1 protein-coding gene and 1 pseudogene are annotated in these 1,067 nt (G+C 39.8%); both read left to right on the top strand.

The genetic code is table 11. The features are described 5' to 3' along the window. Nucleotides 1-270: flagellin (locus tag H5123_RS20325; protein ID WP_259395716.1), on the top strand; the 270-nt coding region annotated here is incomplete at its 5' end. A 216-nt stretch (nucleotides 271-486) separates the two neighbouring features. Continuing rightward, nucleotides 487-1,067 (top strand): annotated as a pseudogene (locus H5123_RS20320) (flagellin); the annotation flags it as partial.

Genomic DNA, 1,067 nt, shown 5'->3' with positions numbered 1-1,067 from the left:
GATGCACTGGCTATTATCGATTCAGCGATTGCTGGTATCGATAGTCAACGTGCTGACTTAGGTGCAGTACAAAACCGCATGAACTTTACTATCAGTAACTTAAGTAACGTACAATCAAACGTAACAGATGCTCGTAGCCGCATTCAAGATGTTGACTTTGCTTCTGAAACTGCGCAGTTAACTAAGCAGCAGATTCTGTCTCAGACTTCTTCTGCAATGTTAGCCCAGGCTAATCAGATCCCGCAAACCGCGTTATCATTGTTGGGTTAATTAGTTTATTCACCAAACGTAATTAAAACAGGCCAAGCGGCCTGTTTTTTGTTTATTGATTTATAACAACTTTTTATATAAAAAAGTAATTTATTCAAAATAGCTAAAACTTTATCTAAAGGTTTTTTCGATAGCGCCGTTACAGTGTATGTAGAAAATAAACTTTGCCTGACAAGACTGACAGGCACTATTCAAGTTAGGTAGAGGGCAATAATTATGGCTATTTCAGTAAACACCAACGTCACATCAATGAAAGCACAAGGTAACTTAAATAGTGCTAATAGTGGCTTACAAACATCGATGGAACGCCTATCATCTGGTCTACGTATCAACAGCGCCAAAGATGATGCTGCTGGGTTACAAATTTCAAACCGCATGACCAGCCAAATTAATGGCATTGGTGTTGCCATGCGTAACGCTAATGATGGTATTTCGATTGCACAGACTGCCGAAGGTGCAATGAGCGAGTCGACTAACATTTTGCAACGTATGCGTGACTTGTCATTGCAGTCTGCCAACGGTTCAAATTCTTCAGAAGACCGCGCGTCAATGCAAAAAGAGATATCTTCTCTACAAACGGAATTAACTCGCATTGCTGAAACAACTTCATTTGGTAGTCAAAAGTTATTAGACGGTTCTTATGGTTCTAAATCTTTCCAGGTTGGCTCTAACGCCAATGAAACAATATCAGTAACTTTGAAAAATACAGCTTCTACAGCAATCGGTACTAATCAGATAAATGGTGGCGGCAGTAAGTTAGGTGCTGTTTTAGCTGCGACAACAAATGGAGTAACAGC

The sequence above is a fragment of the Shewanella sp. SR43-4 genome (assembly GCF_014163845.1).
GTDB classification, from domain to species: Bacteria; Pseudomonadota; Gammaproteobacteria; order Enterobacterales; family Shewanellaceae; genus Shewanella; species Shewanella vesiculosa.
This window is presented reverse-complemented; position numbering and strand designations above follow the sequence as displayed.